At 63.5% G+C, this 17,417-nt stretch carries 15 protein-coding genes; 4 read left to right on the top strand and 11 right to left on the bottom strand.

Features of this window, described 5'->3' with window-relative positions:
- Positions 1-13 precede the first annotated feature (13 nt).
- Genes BPRO_RS11345 through BPRO_RS11355 form a run of 3 tightly spaced genes read left to right on the top strand, consistent with a single transcriptional unit; the run spans position 14 to position 4,582 of the window.
- A complete protein-coding gene (locus BPRO_RS11345; protein WP_011483204.1) occupies positions 14-3,169 on the top strand; it encodes an efflux RND transporter permease subunit in 3,156 nt (1,051 codons plus the stop codon).
- Positions 3,170-3,176: 7 nt separating this feature from the next.
- Complete coding sequence (locus tag BPRO_RS11350; protein ID WP_011483205.1) at positions 3,177-3,446, top strand: MoaD/ThiS family protein; 270 nt, start codon at positions 3,177-3,179, stop codon at positions 3,444-3,446.
- A gap of 2 nt (positions 3,447-3,448) precedes the next feature.
- A complete protein-coding gene (locus BPRO_RS11355) occupies positions 3,449-4,582 on the top strand; it encodes a WD40/YVTN/BNR-like repeat-containing protein (protein WP_011483206.1) in 1,134 nt (377 codons plus the stop codon).
- 8 nt (positions 4,583-4,590) lie between these two features.
- On the opposite strand, the gene glp is transcribed toward BPRO_RS11355, so the two are convergent.
- From glp to BPRO_RS11400, 9 genes are all read right to left on the bottom strand, one after another.
- A complete protein-coding gene (glp, locus tag BPRO_RS11360; RefSeq protein WP_011483207.1) occupies positions 4,591-5,946 on the bottom strand; it encodes a molybdopterin molybdotransferase MoeA in 1,356 nt (451 codons plus the stop codon).
- Positions 5,943-6,509, bottom strand: a complete 567-nt coding sequence (gene mobA / locus BPRO_RS11365) for a molybdenum cofactor guanylyltransferase MobA (protein ID WP_232291558.1) — start codon at positions 6,507-6,509, stop codon at positions 5,943-5,945. The genes glp and mobA overlap by 4 nt, the downstream gene beginning before the upstream one ends.
- 233 nt (positions 6,510-6,742) lie before the next feature.
- Positions 6,743-7,870 carry a GTP 3',8-cyclase MoaA gene (gene moaA, locus BPRO_RS11370; RefSeq protein ID WP_011483209.1) on the bottom strand — a complete coding sequence of 376 codons (1,128 nt, stop codon included), beginning with the start codon at positions 7,868-7,870 and terminating at the stop codon, positions 6,743-6,745.
- 321 nt (positions 7,871-8,191) lie between these two features.
- Positions 8,192-8,953: an SDR family oxidoreductase gene (locus tag BPRO_RS11375; RefSeq protein ID WP_011483210.1), complete on the bottom strand. Its 762-nt coding sequence runs from the start codon at positions 8,951-8,953 to the stop codon at positions 8,192-8,194.
- Positions 8,954-9,016: 63 nt separating this feature from the next.
- The gene (locus BPRO_RS11380) at positions 9,017-10,450 is read right to left on the bottom strand and encodes an aldehyde dehydrogenase family protein (RefSeq protein WP_041389650.1); all 1,434 of its coding nucleotides are present in this window, start codon (positions 10,448-10,450) and stop codon (positions 9,017-9,019) included.
- 141 nt (positions 10,451-10,591) lie between these two features.
- Positions 10,592-11,539, bottom strand: a complete 948-nt coding sequence (locus BPRO_RS11385; RefSeq protein ID WP_011483212.1) for a 2-hydroxyacid dehydrogenase — start codon at positions 11,537-11,539, stop codon at positions 10,592-10,594.
- A 90-nt stretch (positions 11,540-11,629) separates the two neighbouring features.
- Complete coding sequence (locus BPRO_RS11390; RefSeq protein ID WP_011483213.1) at positions 11,630-11,845, bottom strand: hypothetical protein; 216 nt, start codon at positions 11,843-11,845, stop codon at positions 11,630-11,632.
- A 50-nt stretch (positions 11,846-11,895) separates the two neighbouring features.
- The gene (locus BPRO_RS11395; RefSeq protein WP_011483214.1) at positions 11,896-12,858 is read right to left on the bottom strand and encodes a tripartite tricarboxylate transporter substrate binding protein; all 963 of its coding nucleotides are present in this window, start codon (positions 12,856-12,858) and stop codon (positions 11,896-11,898) included.
- Between the two features lie 68 nt (positions 12,859-12,926).
- Positions 12,927-13,907, bottom strand: coding sequence for a Bug family tripartite tricarboxylate transporter substrate binding protein (locus BPRO_RS11400; protein WP_011483215.1), 981 nt, complete (start codon positions 13,905-13,907; stop codon positions 12,927-12,929).
- 134 nt (positions 13,908-14,041) lie between these two features.
- On the opposite strand from BPRO_RS11400, the gene BPRO_RS11405 reads away from it, so the two are divergent.
- Positions 14,042-14,767: a GntR family transcriptional regulator gene (locus BPRO_RS11405; RefSeq protein WP_011483216.1), complete on the top strand. Its 726-nt coding sequence runs from the start codon at positions 14,042-14,044 to the stop codon at positions 14,765-14,767.
- A gap of 9 nt (positions 14,768-14,776) precedes the next feature.
- Here the strand turns inward: BPRO_RS11405 and BPRO_RS11410 are convergent, their stop codons facing one another.
- Both BPRO_RS11410 and araD read right to left on the bottom strand, forming a co-directional pair.
- Positions 14,777-15,493, bottom strand: coding sequence for a ribonuclease activity regulator RraA (locus BPRO_RS11410; RefSeq protein WP_011483217.1), 717 nt, complete (start codon positions 15,491-15,493; stop codon positions 14,777-14,779).
- 43 nt (positions 15,494-15,536) lie between these two features.
- The gene (gene araD, locus BPRO_RS11415) at positions 15,537-17,276 is read right to left on the bottom strand and encodes an L-arabinonate dehydratase (protein WP_011483218.1); all 1,740 of its coding nucleotides are present in this window, start codon (positions 17,274-17,276) and stop codon (positions 15,537-15,539) included.
- Positions 17,277-17,417: the final 141 nt, after the last annotated feature.

Raw genomic sequence — 17,417 nt, forward strand, 5'->3', positions numbered from 1 at the left:
GCCATCAAGCCTTATGCAACTCGCTGAAGTCTCCATACGCCGCCCGGTATTTGCCACCGTGCTGTCGCTGCTCATCGTGTTGGTTGGCGCTGTGAGTTTCAATCGCCTCACGGTGCGTGAATACCCCAAGATCGACGAGCCCGTGGTCACCGTGAGCGTGCGCTACGCCGGGGCCTCCGCCGAGGTGATCGAGTCGCAGGTGACCAAGCCGCTGGAGGACTCCATCGCGGGCATTGATGCGGTGGATGTGATCACCTCCATCAGCCGGGCCGACCAGGCGCAGATCAGCGTGCGCTTCCGGCTCGAAAAAGACGCCGACTCAGCGGCCGCCGAGGTGCGCGACCGCACCTCGCGTGTGCGCAACCGCCTGCCGCAAGCGATTGACGAGCCCGTCATTGCAAAGGTCGAGGCTGACGCCTTCCCGGTCATTCAAATCGCTTTTTCCAGCGAGTCGATGACGCCGCTGCAGATCAACGACCTGGTCAACCGCATTGTCAAGCCACGCCTGCAGACCGTGACGGGTGTGGCCGATGTCCGCATTTTTGGGGAGCGCAAGTACGCCATGCGGGTCTGGCTGGACACCGACAGGCTGGCGGCCTACCGGCTGACCACCCAGGATGTCGAGGATGCGATCCGCCGCAGCAACCTGGAGTTGCCTGCCGGCCGGATCGAATCGCAGCAGCGCGAGTTCAGCGTGACCTCGCAAACCGACCTTGTGAAGCCTTCGCAATTTGGCGAGATCGTGATCAAGAACGTCAACGGGTTTTCCGTCAAGGTCCGCGATGTGGCCCGGGTGCAGGAGGGCCCGGCAGACGAGCGCACCGCCGTCCGGCTCAACGGCCGCTCGGTGGTGGCGGTGGGCGTGATTCGCCAGGCGACAGCCAATCCGCTCGACCTGTCCAAGGGTGTACGGGACGTCATTCCCAGGCTGCGGGCTGACCTGCCACCGGGCATGCTGATTGATATTGCCAATGACAATTCGGTCTTCATTGACCGTTCGGTCAGGAACGTCTACCGCACGATTGCCGAGGCGGTGGGACTGGTGGCCTTGGTGATTTTTGTGTTTTTGCGCACCTTGCGCGCCTCTCTCATTCCCATCGTCACCATTCCTGTCAGTCTGATTGGCACTTTTGCCCTGATGGCCCTGGCCGGTTTCACCATCAACACCCTGACGCTGCTGGCCCTGGTGCTGGCGATCGGCCTTGTCGTGGATGATGCCATCGTGATGCTGGAAAACATTTTTCGCCACATTGAAGAGGGCATGGATCCCTTCTCGGCCGGGATCCGGGGTGCGCGCGAAATCGGTTTTGCGGTGGTCACCATGACCGCCACGCTGGTCGCTGTGTATGCGCCGCTGGCCTTCACACCGGGGCGCACCGGGCGCCTGTTTGTGGAGTTTGCACTGGCGCTGGCCGGTGCCGTGGTGGTGTCCGGTTTTGTGGCGCTGACGCTGACGCCCATGCTGTGTACCCAGCTGCTCAGGCACAACCCCAAGCCCAATCTGTTTGACCGCACGATGGAACGCGTGCTGACGGCCACCTCTGACCGCTATGGCGCTGTGCTGCGCTGGCTGGTCACCATGCGCTACCAACCCGCGGCCGCTGGCGGCATGGGGCAGCGGATCAAGGGCTGGGTATTTCAGGCGCGCTGGTTGGTGGTGGGGGTGATGCTGCTCAGCGGACTGGCGATCGCGTTGGTTTTCCCGTCCATGAAGCAGGAACTCTCGCCCATCGAAGACCGCGGCGTGATCCTGGCCAACGTCAATGCGCCCGACGGCGCCACCCTGGACTACACCAACCGGTATGCCCAGGCGCTTGAGAAAATGGGGCAGTCCTTCAAGGAGTTTGACCGCATCTTCGCCAACGTGGGTAATCCGACGGTTGCGCAGGCCAGTGTGGTGTATCGGACGGTGGACTGGGACGACCGCAAGCGCACCACCATGGAGATGGCGCGTGAGTTGCAACCGAAATTCAACGCGCTGCCTGGCGTTACGGCCTTTCCGATCACGCCGCCTTCTCTCGGCCAGGGCTTTCGCGAGCGGCCCCTCAATTTTGTGATCCAGACCTCGGACAGCTACCAGAACCTGAACACGGTCGTGCGCCAGATGCTCGATGAGATTGCCAAAAATCCCGGCATCGTCTCTCCCGATGTGGACTTGCGCCTGAACAAGCCCGAACTGCGCATCGAGGTGGAGCGCGACAAGGCGGCTGATTTGGGCGTGAGCGTCGAAGTGGTGGCCAAGGCGATTGAAACCCTGCTGGGTGGACGCAATGTGACGCGCTACAAGCGTGATGCCGAGCAGTACGATGTGATCGTGCAGACCCAGGCCAGCGGGCGCAGCACACCCGAAGACATTGACCGCATATACGTGCGCGGCCGCAACGACGTGGTGATACCGCTGTCGGCCTTGGTGAAAGTGCATGAAAGCGTGTCACCACGCGAGCTGAACCACTTCGGCCAGCGCCGGTCGGTGTCGATTACCGCCAGCCTGGCGGCCGACTACTCGCTGGGTGAGGCCCTGAAGTTCATGGACCAGACCGCAGCCAAGGTGCTGAAGACGGGCTACAGCACCGACTTGAACGGCACCTCCCGCGAGTTCAGGAACTCCCAAGGCGCGCTGGCGATTGTTTTCGTGCTGGCGCTGGTGTTTATTTTCCTGGTGCTGTCTGCACAGTTCGAGAGCTTTATCGACCCGCTGGTGATCATGCTGTCGGTCCCGCTGTCCATGATTGGCGCGTTGCTGGCCCTGAAATGGAGCGGCGGCTCGCTCAACGTGTATTCGCAGATCGGGCTGATCACGCTGGTGGGGCTGATCACCAAGCACGGCATCCTGATTGTCGAGTTCACCAACCAGCTGCGCGGGCAGGGCATGGAGATGGTTGATGCGCTCGTGAAGGCGTCGTCGCAGCGTTTGCGCCCGATCCTGATGACCACCGGCGCCATGGTGCTGGGTGCCGTGCCCCTGGCGCTGGCGGATGGCGCCGGCGCTGAAAGCCGCATCCAGATCGGCTGGGTCATTGTGGGCGGCATGTCGTTGGGCACCTTGCTGACCATTTTTGTCGTGCCAACCATGTATTCGCTGTTTGCCCGCGCCAAAATCCCGGGTGCCAACAAGGCCGTGGTCAAGGATGCGGGAGCGCACCACAAGGGCGATCTGGTAGCAAAATAGGGCTGTCATGCCCACCGTTGAGTTCGCCCCGGCCCTCACACGCCATGCTGCATGCCCACCCCAGCAGGTGGCTGCAGCCACCTTGGGTGCGGCCCTCAATGCTGCATTTCTTGCGGCACCTGCCTTGCGCAGCTATGTACTTGACGAGCAGGGCGCGATACGCAAGCATGTAGCTGTTTTCATCAATGCGCACCAGATAGCCAGCCGGACGCAACTGGACGTTGCACTGCAGCCGCAGGACAAGGTGATGGTGATTCAGGCGCTTTCGGGAGGTTAGACATGGCAACCCCGACCCTGGCGGCGCAAGCCACCCCCGTGACTCCTGTGACGGCACACAGCGTCTGGGTGGGCACGCGCAAAGGCCTGTTTGTGGTGCGTCGGTCTAGTGCGGGCTGGCAGATCGGCGAGCCGCACTTTCCCGGCGAGCCGGTCACCCAACTGCTCATAGACCCGTATGACGGGGCCTGGTATGCGGCGCAGCGTCTGGGGCACTTCGGTGTCAAGCTCTGGAAAAGTGTCGATGCCGGTGTTCAATGGCAGGCCATCGCGGCGCCCGCGTTCCCGCCCAAACCCGACCATGGCTTCTGGAAGGACGACCCTACGCCGTGGAGCGTGGACATGGTGTGGGGCCTGGAAGCCGGGCCCGGCATTCTTTGGGCCGGCTGCCTGCCGGCGGGGCTGTTCAGCTCCACCGACGGCGGCACCAGCTGGCAACTGGCTGAAAACCTGTGGCTGCGGCCTGAGCGCAAGGACTGGTTTGGCGGGGGTTATGACCATGCCGGCATCCATTCGATATTGGTCGACCCGCGCGACCCCCAGCATCTGACGGTGGCCATCTCCTGCGGCGGGGTGTGGCAAAGCAGTGACGGCGGCGCCAACTGGCGCAATACCTCAGAGGGTCTGGAGGCCGAATACATGCCGCCGGAGCGCCGCACTGACCCCAACATCCAGGACCCGCACCGCGTCGTGCACTGCGCAGCCCAACCGGACGTGCTGTGGTGCCAGGACCACTGCGGTATCTGGCGTTCGACCAATGGCGGGGAGTTCTGGGACGCGGTCGCCGCGCCGCAACCCAGCGGCTTTGGTTTTGCCGTGGCCGCGCATCCGCTTGATCCCGCGCGCGCCTGGTTCGTGCCTGCGCATTCGGATGCCCAGCGCATACCCGTTGGGGGACGGCTGGTGGTGAACGAAACCCGCGATGGTGGCGTCACGTTCACCAGCCATGGCGAAGGACTGCCGCAGCAGGGGGCTTTTCATCTGGTGTATCGCCACGCCCTGGTGGCCAGCGAGGACGGCCAAACGCTGGCGATGGGTTCTACAACGGGCGGCCTGTGGGTCAGCGAAGACGCCGGGGTCTCCTGGCAGTGCCTGTCACGGGACTTGCCGCCGATCGCCGTGCTGCGGCTGGTTTAGTGGGCGGGTTAGAGGACGCCCTCGAACATCATCACATCAACCTCGTCACCCACCGCCACGCTGCCCTGACCGTGGTGCAACATGATCAGGCCGTTGGCCTCGGCCATGGAGCTGAGCACACCGGAGCCCTGGTTGCCGGTGGTCCTGACCTGCAGCGAGCCGTCGGGCGCTGTGGACACCCAGCCGCGCTGGTACTCGGTGCGCCCCGGTTTTTTGCGGATGGCTTCCGTGCTGCGCGCCCTGAGTAGCGGTGGTGCTGCCGCATTCGCGCCCATCATCTGCAGCAAGGCAGGGCGCACAAACGCCAGAAAAGTGACCATCACCGCCACGGGGTTGCCTGGCAGGCCAAACAGGATCGCACCGTGAGGGTTGCCATGTTGTTGATCGCCATCTTGCCCGGTTGAGTCTGGGCTGAGTGCGGATTTTGCCGGCAGGATGCGCCCGACCGCCATGGGACGGCCTGGTCGCATGGCAATGCGCCAGAAGGCGACGTCACCCAGTTTTTTCATCATGGCCTTGGTGAAGTCGGCCTCGCCCACACTGACGCCGCCCGAAGTGATGACGGCATCGGCCTGTGCCGCTGCGCGGGAAAATGTCGCTTCGAGCAGCGCCGGGTCGTCACGCACCACACCCATGTCTATCACCTGGCACCCCAGGCGGCTCAGCATGCCGAAGACGGTGTAGCGGTTGCTGTCGTACACGGCGCCTTCACGGGGTGCTTCGCCCAGCGACAAAATCTCGTCGCCAGTGGAAAAGTAGGCGACCCGCAGCGGCCGCCAGGTTTTCAGGGTTTCAAGGCCCAAGGAGGCCGCCAGCCCAAGGCGGGCGGGGGTCAGCAGCTCGCCTTTGCGTAGCGCGGGTTTGCCCCGAATCAGGTCTTCGCCGCGCAGGCGGCGGTTGTCACCGGCGCTCAACAAGCCGGGCGGAATGCTGGCGCGGGCGTTTTCAGCGGATTCGCGGCCAGGCTGCAGCTTGGTGAACTCCTGGGGCACCACGGTGTCCAGCCCCGGCGGCATGATGGCACCGGTCATGATCTTGACGCACTGGCCTGGCAGAACGCTGCCTTGCCAGGCCTTGCCCGCCAGCGCCGTGCCCACCACCTCGAGTTCAAGCGCGGCATTGGCTGCCAATTGGCGGCCGTCAAACGCGTAGCCGTCCATGGCCGAGTTGTCATGAGGCGGCACGTCAAACGGCGAAATCACATCGTCCGCCAGCACCCGGCCGAAGGCTTCGAACAAAGGCAACTCGACAACATCCTGAACGGGCACGGCCAGACGGGACAAAAATGCCAGCACATCGGCGGCCGACATGGCCTGCGGGTCATAGCCCTGCAGTTCGGTGGCAATCTGCTCCAGTGTTTTCACGGCAGGCGGGATTCCAGCTGGTGCAGCTCAGCCAGCGTGTTGGCATTGAAAAAGCCGCGCGCGTCGTCCGTGGGCCGGTCAAACGGCACAAGGACTGTCTTGTGCTGCGCGGTCCAGGCATCGATTTTTCGGCCACCATCTTTGGTGAATTGCACCAGGCTTTCGAGCATGCCGGTGCGCATCAGGCAAAACACCGGCTGCGGCCTCAGCTGCCCATCTTCTTCGGGCGCGCAAGCGACTGCAAAGTCGGCACCTTCCCGTACAAACGCTTCAGCCATGCGCGCCACCAGATCTTCCGGAAACAGCGGGGTGTCGCAGGGCACGGTGAGCATGTAGGGTGTCTCGCAGCGCTCCAGGCCGGTCAGGAAACCGGCCAGTGGCCCGGCGTAGTCGCCCAGGCCGGTGCTGTCGGGCCACACTGGAACACCAAACGACTCGTAAGCCGCCAGGTTGCGATTGGCGTTGATCATGATGTCGCCAACCTGTGGACTCAGCCGCAGCAGGGTGTGCAGCGCCAGCGGAACGCCGTTGAAGTTTTGCAGGCCCTTGTCAACGCCCCCCATGCGCGAGCCGCGCCCGCCTGCGAGGATCACGCCGGTAATGGCTTCCACATGGAGTGGGGCGGTGATGTCAGGGTTTGCCAAATCTGGCTCCGGTAGAAGGTGATGAAGAACGAGCGCAGTCACACTCAAGCCAATAATTTTCCGCGGGGACTCCCAGGAAAAGCAGTCCCACAGCAGGGTAGTGCATTATCCGCCGTGGAAAGCATGGCGGTCATATTTCCGCGGTCCTGGGTTCAGCCCCCGATGTAGCTCATTTCAACCCGCTTGAGCGTGCCATCGGGCGGGCTGGCGTCTGCCGGCAGGGCCGCGCGCAACTCCGAATAACGGTCGGTGCGGGCCTGCCAGATGTGGCTGACTGCCGCGGCGATCTGGTCGTCGGCAAAACCACCGCGCAGCAGGGCGCGCAGGTCATGCCCCTGACTGGCAAACAGGCACAGAAACAGTTTGCCTTCGGTCGACAGCCGTGCCCGGTTGCAGTCGCTGCAAAAGGCCTGGGTAACACTGCTGATCACGCCGATCTCGCCCGCGCCGTCGGCATAGCGCCAGCGCTCTGCCGTTTCGCCGGTGTAGTTCGGGTCGATGGCGACCAGCGGGAATTCGGCGTTGAGACGTTCAATCACCTGTGCCGACGGCAGCACCTCGTCCATGCGCCAGCCGTTGGTGGCGCCCACGTCCATGTATTCAATAAAGCGCAGCACTGCGCCGGTGTTCCGGAAGTGCCGCGCCATGGGGAGTATCTCGGCATCGTTGGTGCCGCGCTTGACCACCATGTTGATCTTCAGGGGGGCCAGGCCCACGTTCTGGGCCACTTCAATCCCCTTGAGCACATCGGCCACAGGAAAGTCCACATCGTTCATGCGGCGGAACGTGGCATCGTCCAGCCCGTCCAGGCTCACAGTGACGCGCTGCAGGCCGGCATCCTTGAGCGCCTGCGCTTTTTTGGCGAGCAGCGATGCATTGGTGGTCAGCGTGATGTCCAGCGGCCTGCCATCCGGTGTTTGCAGTTTTGCCAGCATCTCGATCAGCACCTCGAGGTGCTTGCGCAATAGCGGCTCGCCACCGGTCAACCGGATTTTCTCCACCCCATGTGCCACAAAAATTTTGGCCAGCCGGGTGATTTCCTCAAAGCTCAGCAGGGAGCTCTGCGGCAAAAAAGCGTAGTCCTTGTCAAAGACCTCGCGCGGCATGCAGTAGCTGCAGCGGAAGTTGCAGCGATCCGTCACGCTGATGCGCAAATCGCGCAGCGGCCGGCCCAGGGTGTCGCTCAACAGGCCCGACGGGGCCTGCAGACGGGCAGGGATATGCGGCACGCGGCTTGCGTAGCGGATATCTGCCAGCGGAATGATTTTGTCTGTCGTCATCGTGGTGGGCCCAAAGGGAGAATTTACTCCATTGGCCCGCCCAAGCGGCAAAGTTCCGCCCTTATCCCCAGGCGCTGAGCGTTATTGACCCTGACTTTGCGAGGAGGACGGCAATTTTCCGTCGGGCCGTCCCACCCTTGCATGGGGCTCTCTCCTCCCAGCAGGGGCTGCAGGCGACACGCAGTGGGGAGCGTGGGGCCAAGACCACACCAGCAGGGGCCGCGGAACCGGCTTAGCCGGGCCGCAGGCGCAGCGCCCCCTCGGGGGGCAGCGAACCACACGCAGTGGGGAGCGTGGGGGCTTTATACGAGCGTGGGGGCTCTATACACAGCGCGCGCCATCCACCTCGATGCAGACGCCACTGATGAAATCGGCCTCGTCGCTGGCCAGGTAAAGGGCCGCATTGGCCACATCCAGCGCCGTGGAAAAACGGCCCAGCGGGATGCTGGCGCGAAACCGCTCGCGGCGTTCTTCATCCAGTGGCCCCCCGGCAAATTCGGCCGACAGGCCGGTATCGGGGTTGAACACCGGGTTGATGCAATTCACCCGGATGTTGTCGGGCCCGAGTTCCGCCGCCAGGGATTTCGAGGTGGTGATGACCGCGCCTTTGGAGCCGTTGTACCAGGTCAGGCCCGGACGCGGGCGCACACCTGCCGTGGAGGCGATATTGATGAAGCTGCCGCCACCCTGGCGGCGAAACACCGGCGTTGCATGAATGGTGGCCAGGTAAATGCTTTTGACATTGATGGCGTAGCACTTGTCGAAGTCATCTTCACTCACGTCAAGCGCGGGCTGGTTGCGGTGCGTCCAGCCTGCGTTGTTGACCATCACGTCGAGCTTGCCGTAACGCTGCATGGCCGCATCGACCAGCGCCTTGACTTCTGCGGATTTCGTGACATCGGCGGCAAAAAATGAAGCGGTGCCACCGGCCTTGGTGATGGCTGCCACGACTTTTTCACCCATGGCCACGTTGATGTCATTGACGATGACCTTGGCGCCCTCGGCGGCCAGCCGTCTGGCAATGCCTTCGCCGATACCGCCGCCAGAGCCGGTGACGATGATGGATTTGTCTTTCACCCTCATTGGGTTGTCTCCAGGTTTTTATTGATACGTAAGCTTAGTACATCTGGCGGGCCGGGGAGCCTGTCAGCCATGCCGCACCGCCACGGTCTTCAGTGTGGTGAAGCCATACAGGGCTTCGAATCCCTTCTCGCGCCCATAGCCGGATGACTTCACGCCGCCAAAGGGCAGCTCCACGCCGCCGCCGGCGCCGTAGTTGTTGATGAACACCTGCCCGCTCTTGACACGCTGGGCCATGCGGAACTGGCGGGCGCCGTCGCGGGTCCAGATGCCTGCCACCAGGCCGAAGCGGGTGGCGTTGGCCAGTTCAACCGCATGGTCTTCGCCCTGAAAGCTCATGGCGCACAGCACCGGGCCAAAAACCTCTTCTTGCGCCAGCCGGTGCATCACCGGTACGTCGCGCAGCAAGGTGGGTGCCTGGTAAAAACCGGTATCGGGCGCTTCTTCCACGATCTGGCCCTGCGCCACCATGGGGATGTTGGCGACCTGCGCGTCGCTTAGAAAATCCCACACACGCTGCTGCTGGCTTTGCCGGATCAGCGGGCCGACGTCCAGGTCCATCGAGGCCGGTCCGACACGCAGGTTCTCGAAGGCCTGTCCCAGCCGCTCCAGCAGGGGCTCGTAGATGGCCTGCTCCACCAGCAGGCGGGAGCCGGCCGAGCAGGTTTGCCCGGCGTTTTGCACAATGGCGTTGATGATTGTGGGAATGGCCTCATCGAGGTTGGCATCGGCAAACACGATTTGCGGGCTTTTGCCGCCCAGCTCCAGCGTCACCGGGCAATGGCGCTCGGCCGCCACCTGCTGGATCAGCGTGCCCACCGAAGGACTGCCGGTGAAGCTGATGTGGTCGATGCCGGGATGGCGGGCCAGCGCGTCGCCGACCTCGTGGCCATAGCCCGTCACGATGTTGATCGCCCCTGCCGGAAAACCAACCTCGGCCGCGAGCTGCGCCACGCGGATCAGCGACAGACAGGCGTCTTCAGCCGGCTTGACGACGCAGACATTGCCGGCCGCCAGTGCGCCGCCCACGCTGCGCCCGAAAATCTGCATCGGGTAGTTCCAGGGTATGACGTGACCCGTGACGCCATGCGGCTCGCGCCACGTCATCACGCTGTAGCCGTCCTGGTAGGGAATGGTCTCGCCGTGCAGCTTGTCGCAGGCGCCGGCATAAAACTCGAAGTAGCGCACCAGCGCGGCCGCATCGGCCCTGGCCTGTTTGACGGGTTTGCCGCAGTCGCGCTGCTCGATCAGTGCCAGCTCATCGGCATGCTGTGCCACCTTGGCCGACAGGCGCATCAGCAGCCGGCCACGCTCTGCGGCGCTGAAGCGCCGCCAGACCAGCTCCAGGCAGCTGCGGGCGCTGCTGACGGCCGCATCAATATCGTAGGCATTGCTGCGCTGGATGACGTCAAAGACCTGGCCATCGGACGGGTCGAGAACGGGAATGGTTTTGCCGGAAGACGAGGGGACCGACGCGTTGGCAATGTAATTGAGTTGCATGGGTATGATTTTGCGTGAAAAGCACATGCCCCGGTCAAACCTCCATGGGTTATTGCCGGGACGGCGCATCCCGTTGCAAAAATGTATACATCGCTGCGCCCGCCTCGCCCGCACCCGCTCAGCGGAACCCGGGGACGAAGCTTAGGCTGGCAGCGGAACGCTGGCCCGTAGCTTGCCGGTCGCGTAAAAAGCGTCCAGGTTGTCCACCACCAGCTCGGCCATGGCCTGGCGTGTCTCATTGGTGGCGCTTGCCAGGTGCGGCAGCAATACCACTTGGTCCAGTGCCAGCAGCCGCTCGGGTATGCGTGGCTCATCCGCATACACATCCAGGCCGGCGCCGGCGATGGTGCCTTCTTCCAGTGCCTGAATCAGGGCGTCTTCGTCGATCACCGAACCCCGCGACACATTGATCAGAAAGCCTTGGGGGCCCAGTGCGCGTAGCACGCTGGCCGTTACCAGGTGGCGGGTTTCGGGGCCACCGGCGCTCACGACCACCAGAAAATCCGCCCAACGGGCCAGTGACTCGATGGACGATTCGTAGGTGTAGGGAACCGCCGGATTCGGGCGACGATTGTGGTAGCGCACTTCCATGTCAAAACCGCTGGCGCGGCGCGCGACGACCTGGCCAATGCGACCCAGCCCGAGGATGCCCAGCTGCTTGCCGCTGACCCGCGTGGCCAGCGGATAAGCGCCCTGCAGCCAGCGCCTGGCACGCACGAACCGGTCTGAGGCACTGAAGCGGCGCGCCACATCCATCACCAGTCCAAAAGCCGTGTCGGCCACGCAGTCATTCAGGACATCCGGTGTGTAGCCTACCGCGATGCCGCGGGCCTGGGCGGCCTCCAGAGGCAGGGTTTCAGTGCCCACGCCGAAGCTGGAAATCACCTTGAGGTTGGGCATCGCCGCCAGGGTGGCATCGTCCACACCAAAGCGCGCGCTGGTCACGTAGCCGGTGAATTCATGGCCATGCCGGGCGAGGAAGGCTGCGGGGTCGGCCTCCTTCCAGAGGGGATGCGCGTCATAGCGGGTGTTGAATTCGGTCGCGAGCAGGGGGGGTATGGCTACGTGCTGCAGGAGTCTGGGTTTCATGGGTTTGTAAGAGGGAGTCAAGGAGGCCGGGAGTCAAACAGTCAGTGGTTTGGGGTTTGGGGTTTTGCTGGCCTGGCGCAGCAGCAGGCGTCAGGCCCCAGCGTCAAATTGCCAGATCTGGCTGACCTGTACGTCAGATGTGCCGGGCTCGCCCCGGTTGAAGGTGTCGTAGAGGGCACGATGACTCACCAGCGCAATCTCGCCCGCCAGTTGCACGGACACATAGCACGGCCGCTTCTCGGCCGTGGGTTCGCGTGAGCCATTGGCCAGTACCTGGGTACTTGCCGGGGTGGTGTTGTGATTCATGCCGTGGTTCACGTATCAGTCCTCAGGCTATCTCGATAGCTATCCGGGCCTTACTCGGGCTGGATGTCGGCGTCCTTGGCCACCTTGGCCCACTTGACCATTTCAGACTGGATGAAGCTGCTGAATTGCTGGGGCGTGCCGCCGCCCACTTCAATCCCGGCTTCCTGCAGGCGCTGGCGCACGTCCGGCGCGCTGAGTGCCTTGTTGATTTCCGCGTTCAGCTTGGCAACGACGGCCTTGGGCGTGCCGGCGGGCGCCAGAATGCCGCCCCAGGTGCTGGTCTCGTAACCCGACATGCCCGCCTCGGCCATGGTGGGGACATCAGAGGCAACAGCGGACCGCTTGGCCGTGGTCACGGCCAGCGCGCGGACCTTGTCGCTCTTGACCTGGGTGTTGATGGCTGCCACCGTGTCAAACATCAGGGACGTGCGGCCGCTGATCAGGTCCGGATGGGCCAGCGTGCTGCCCTTGTAAGGCACGTGCACCATGTCGATGCCGGCCATGGTCTTGAACAGTTCGCCGCTGAAATGGGGCGCACCGCCCAGACCGCTGGAGGCAAAAGACAGCTTGCCGGGGTTGGCTTTGCCATAAGCCACCAGTTCCTTCAGGGTCTTGACCGGCAGCGTTGGCGACACCACCAGCATCAGCGGCACGACGTGCGTGATCACCACCGGCTCAAAGCTCTTGAGCGTGTCAAATGGCAGCACTTTCTTCATGCTCGGATTGATGGCGTGGCTGCTGGCTACGAGTGCCAGGGTGTGGCCGTCGGGAGCGGACTTGGCCACGAAATCCGTGCCGATGATGCCGGTGGCGCCGGCCTTGTTGTCAATCACCACCGGCTGGCCGGTGGACTCCGTCAGCTTCTGGCCGATCAGCCGAGCGGCCAGGTCAATGGCGCCACCGGGAGAGGCTGGCACGACGATGGTGATGGATTTGCTGGGGAAGGTTTGCGCATTCAGCGCGCTGCTGACTGACAGGGCAGAGACGGCAATGGCGGCAAGAAGTTTTTTCATCTGGATTCCTGGGGCTATAAAGGGGATGCGGTTGCTGTGGGGGTTGGAGAATCTTTTGGTTGTTCAAGCTATTCGATCGTGATGCCGCTTTCACGGATGATGCGACCGTAACGCTGCCGGTCTGCATCGATGCGTGCCTGGAAGGCTGCGGGTGTGAGCCCCAGGGGCGTGGCCCCCTGCATGATCAGGGTCTGGCGGGTATCGGGCTGGGCCAGCACTTCGCGGACATCGGCAGAGATTTTTTCGACGATGGCGGGTGGCGTGCCTGCCGGAGCCAGCATGCCGATCCAGGAGCCGGTGTCAAAGCCTGGCAGGCTTTCCCCAACGGTGGGCATGTCGGGCAGGGCGGGCGACCGGCTGGCGGAACTGACAGCCAGGCCGCGCAGCTTGCCCGACTTGATATGGCCGATGGATTCCAGCACCGTGGCAAACAGGATGTCGACGTGACCGGCCATCAGGTCGGTCACGGCGGGACCACCGCCTTTGTAAGGTACGTGCAGCATGTTGACGCCGCCGGACTTCCTGAATATTTCAGCCGCCAGGTGGGGCGCGCCGCCACTGCCGGAGCTGGCATAGCTGAGCTTTCCGGGCTCCGATCTGGCGGCAGCCACCAGGTCCCGGATCGACTGGTAGGGCAGGGACGGCGTGATCAACAGCACCAGCGGCAGCTCGGCGATCATGCTGACGGGGGCAAACGCCCGGTCCGGGTCGTAGCTCATTTTTTTGTACAGCGAGGGATTGACCGACTGCGTGCCGACATTGCCGACCAGCAGTGTGTAGCCGTCCGGCTTGGCCCTGGCGACGACATCGGCGCCGACCATGCCTGAGGCGCCGGCCTTGTTGTCGACCAGCACCGGCTGTCCCCATTTGAGCGAGAGTTTTTGGGCCACGAGACGGGCGCCGACATCGGTGCCGCCGCCGGGCGGAAAGGGCACCACCACCGTGACGGGTCGGGTAGGAAAGGGCTGCGCTGCGGGCGCTTGCGCCTGGGCGGGTGCTGCAGACCACGCGGCCAGCGTGGCGAGCAGGACGGACAGTAGGCGTTTCATGGTGTCTCCTCGCGGTGGGTAGGTCCTATCCGCTTTGGGCGGATGGATGGTTTCTCGGGTTATCGTACCGAAATTTCTTTGTAGTATTCTAGTATGCCAGAATACTACGAAAATCCAAGCAGTAAACTCACCCCATGGCCCGCTCACGACTGCAACTCCCTGAAATTCCTGCCAATTCCGCATTGACTGACAGGTCGGGCGGCCGGGGAATGATCAGCCAGGAAGCCTATGAAAGCATCCGCACGGCGATCCTCAACTGCTCATTCACACCGGGCATGGCGCTGTCGGAGCTGGCCGTGTCAGAGGAGTTGGGTGTGAGCCGGGCACCGGTGCGCGATGCGTTTCGCCGCCTGGTTGGCGAAGGCCTGCTGGAGGTCACGCCCCAGCGTGGCACGTTTGTCACGCGGCTGAGCCGGGCGCGCATTGAAGATGCCATCTTTGTGCGAGAGGCCATTGAATGCCTGGCGGCGGAACTGGCCTGCGAGGCGCCACTGGCGGAGCGCAAGAAGCTGCATGACGTGCTGGAGCGGCAGATTGCGGCTTCAGACCAGAAGGATTTTGGGGGCCACCTGAAAGCGGACGAAGACCTGCATTACCAGATACTGGTGCTGGCGCGGCATCCGCATGCCTGGAATCCGCTGATGCTGGCACGCACGGGCATGAACCGGATCCGCCACATCGCCATCCCGGAGCTGGGCGGCAACCGGATTGCCATTGAGCAGCACCGCCAGCTGGTGCGTGCGATTGTGGCCGGCGACCGCGCCAAGGCGCGGGAAACGATGCTGCTGCACATCCGCTCGCCGCTGCGCTTTGTGGACACCATCAGCGAGCGGTACCCGGAGTACTTTGTGCAGGAGTGAGATGAGGTTCTATCGCCCCTTGGCCTTGCGCCAGGCGGCGAAGTCGTCCTTCGATTGCTGCTCGGTGGGTGGATACAGGCCAATGATGGGCCGGCCCTTCAGGACTTCCTCGGAGACGAAGTCTTCAAAGGCGGTCATCTCCACCGCTTCGTCGGCAATTTCGTCGGCCAGGTGGGCCGGAATCACAAAGACGCCTTCCTTGTCGCCGACGATGACGTCGCCGGGAAACACCGCCACATCGCCGCAGCCAATGGGCACATTGATGTCCAGCGCCTGGTGCAGCGTGAGGTTGGTCGGCGCCGAAGGGCGGTGGTGATAGGTTGGGAACGGCATCGCAGCGATCTCGGGTGAATCCCGAAAGCCGCCATCGGTGACGATGCCGGCGGCGCCGCGCACCATCAGGCGGGTGATCAGGATGGAGCCGGCCGATGCGGCGCGAGCATTTTTGCGGCTGTCAATCACCAGCACCGCGCCTTCGGGGCATTGCTCGACCGCCACGCGCTGCGGATGTTTGGGGTTCTGGAACACCGTGATGGGGTTCAGGTCTTCGCGCGCCGGGATGTAGCGCAACGTGAAGGCCTCGCCCACCATGTTGGGCAGGTTGGCGTTGAGCGGGTGCACGTCCTGGATGAACTGGTTGCGCAGGCCGCGCTTGAAGAGGGCCGTGCACAGCGTGGCGGTGCTGACGGTTTTGAGCTTGTCGCGGGTTTCGGCTTTGAGGGTCATGGGAGTCCTTCCTATCACTTCGTGTTGTTCGTGTCTGTTCGTGTCAGTAAATGTCGGGCTCGCCCACCGGCGCGCCAAACGAGGTTTCCAGAAAATCAAAATCACAGCCCTGGTCGGCCTGCTGGATATGGCGCGCGGCCATCCAGCCGTAGCCGCGTTCATAGCGTTTGGGCAGCGGCGTCCAGGCGGCCCGGCGCTGCGCCAGTTCTTCGTCGCTGACCTCCAGGTGAATGCGCCGGCCTGGCACGTCCACCGAAATCAGGTCGCCGGTTTTGACCAGTGCCAGCGGGCCGCCGATGTAGGCTTCAGGCGCCACATGCAGGATGCATGCGCCGTAGCTCGTTCCACTCATGCGGGCGTCTGAAATGCGCACCATGTCTTTCACGCCCTGCTTCACCAGCTTCAGGGGAATGGGCAACATGCCCCACTCGGGCATGCCCGGGCCGCCCTGCGGGCCGGCGTTGCGCAGCACCATGACATGGTTTTCTGTGACGTCAAGGTTCTCGTCGTCAACGGCTGCCTTCATGGATGGGTAGTCGTCAAACACCAGGGCCGGGCCAGTGTGCTTCAGGAACTTCGGGGCGCACGCGCTGGGCTTGATCACGCAGCCGCCGGGCGCCAGGTTGCCGCGCAGCACGGCGAGCGCGCCTTCGGCATAAATGGGATTGTCCAGTGGCCGGATCACGTCGTCGTTGTAGACCTCGGCACCTTCCAGCGTTTCGCCCAGGGTGCGGCCGCTGACCGTCATGGCGTCCAGCTTCAGATGGCTGGTCAAGCGGCTCATCATGCCGCGCATGCCACCCGCGAAGTAGAAGTCTTCCATCAGGTAGGTGTCGCCGCTGGGCCGGATATTGGCGATCACGGGCACCTTGCGGCTGGCGGCGTCGAAGTCGTCCAGACCCACGGCGCAGTGCTCGCCGGCGCGGCGCGACATGGCCACCAGGTGAATGATGGCGTTGGTCGAGCAACCCATGGCCATGGCGATCACGATGGCGTTTTCAAACGAGGCGCGGCTGAGCATTTTGGCCGGAGTCAGGTCTTCCCAGACCATGCTGACCACGCGGCGGCCACATTCGCTGGCCATGCGGATGTGGTTGGCGTCCACTGCGGGAATGGACGATGCACCCGGCAGCGTGAATCCGCAGGCCTCGGCAATGCCCGTCATGGTGCTGGCCGTGCCCATGGTCATGCAGTGGCCGTGGCTGCGGGCAATGCCGCCTTCGACTTCCAGCCATTGGGCCGCGCTGATCTTGCCGGCGCGCCGGTCGTCCCAGTATTTCCAGGTGTCTGAACCCGAGCCCAGCACCTTGCCCTTGACGTTGCCGCTCAGCATGGGGCCAGCCGGCAGGTAGATGCAGGGCATGCCCGCGCTCATCGCACCCATCAGCAGGCCGGGCGTGGTCTTGTCGCAGCCACCCATCAACACCACGCCGTCGATCGGGTGGCTGCGCAGCAGCTCTTCGGTTTCCATGGCCAGCATGTTGCGGTAGAGCATGGTGGTGGGCTTGACGATGGATTCCGACAGCGAGATGGCCGGAAGTTCAATCGGGAAACCGCCGGCCTGCAGCACGCCGCGCTTGACGTCTTCCACGCGCTGCTTGAAGTGGCCGTGGCAGGTGCCGATGTCGCTCCAGGTGTTCACAATGGCGATCACCGGCTTGCCGACCCAGTCTTCGGGGCCATAGCCCAGCTGCATCACGCGCGAGCGGTGGCCAAAAGAGCGCACATCGTCGGGGGCGAACCAGCGCGCGCTGCGCAGCGATTCGTAGGTTTTTTTGCTCATGTCAATCCTTGGGTCTCGGGGTTCACAGCGTGTAATCCACCGCCGCCCATTCAAAGTAGGGCTTGAGGTCGGCGATCAGGGCCTGGTGCAATGGGTGGAACAGATAGTCGTTCAGGCCTCAACGTCCCGTTTGCGGCGGAA

The organism is Polaromonas sp. JS666, assembly GCF_000013865.1.
Taxonomy (GTDB): Bacteria; Pseudomonadota; Gammaproteobacteria; order Burkholderiales; family Burkholderiaceae_C; genus Polaromonas.